The organism is Pedobacter sp. 10L46_2, assembly GCF_056395165.1.
In genome coordinates, this window is sequence record NZ_JBFTIZ010000559.1 from 1 (window position 1) to 1021 (window position 1021).

Here is a 1021-nt window from a genome sequence, read left to right on the forward strand (position 1 = left end):
GCGCAAGGCATGCCGCTGGGCGGCGCCGCCGGCCGCACGCCGCTGCTGGTTCGCCTGCATACCGGCAACTTCACGTTCGATGGCATCCATGAGAAGGGCGCCGACATCCGCTTCGTGGCGGCAGACGACCAGACCGTGCTGAACCACCAGCTGGAATCGTTCGACCCCTTGCTGGGCATGGCGCGCGCAAGGCATGCCGCTGGGCGGCGCCGCCGGCCGCACGCCGCTGCTGGTTCGCCTGCATACCGGCAACTTCACGTTCGATGGCATCCATGAGAAGGGCGCCGACATCCGCTTCGTGGCGGCAGACGACCAGACCGTGCTGAACCACCAGCTGGAATCGTTCGACCCCTTGCTGGGCATGGCGCTGGTGTGGGTGGACGTGCCGGAGGTGGCCGACGGCCAGCGCCAGGACATCTGGATGTACTACGGCAACCAGAAGGCGCCGGCGTTCGCCAATGGCCAACTGACGTTTGACCCCAACTACACGCTGGTTTATCACTTTGATGGCGCGGCCGGTGCGCCGCCGCGCGACACCACGGCCTACAGCAACCACGGCCAGACGCCCACGGGCGCTGCCGTTGATGGCGTGATTGGACGCGCCGCGCAGTTCACGGGCACAGCCCCCTTGATGTTGCCCGCCAGCCCCTCGCTGGCCATTCCCGCCGCGGGCGCGTTCACGTTCAGCGCCTGGGTGCGCGCTGACCAGCCGGCCGGCGAACAGCTCGTCTATGCCCGCCGCGACGCCGGTAACGCCTTGCTGATCGGACTCAACCAGGGCGTGCCGTTTGTGGAAGTGAACGGCCAGCGCAGCCAGCCCGGCCAGCCGCTGACCCCCGCCGCCTGGCAGCATCTGGCCGTGACGGCCGATGGCAGCCAGGTCCATCTGTATGTGAACGGCCGCGCCACCGCGTCGCTGGCCGCGAGCCTGCCGCCGCTGGCGACCACCGCCGCGTTGGGTGGCGATGTGCCGATGCCGGTCGTACCTGTCGCCCCGGCCGCGGCCACGCCTGCTGCTGAC

At 69.5% G+C, this 1021-nt stretch carries 2 protein-coding genes; both read left to right on the forward strand.

The genetic code is table 11. From position 1 onward, the window contains the following. The coding region (locus tag AC1DDX_RS27795) for a hypothetical protein (protein ID WP_477623089.1) at positions 1-276 on the forward strand (276 nt) is incomplete at its 5' end. Beyond that, positions 194-1021, forward strand: an 828-nt coding sequence (locus tag AC1DDX_RS27800) for a DUF2341 domain-containing protein (protein ID WP_477623090.1), incomplete at its 3' end; no start/stop codon positions are given. The genes AC1DDX_RS27795 and AC1DDX_RS27800, both read left to right, overlap by 83 nt.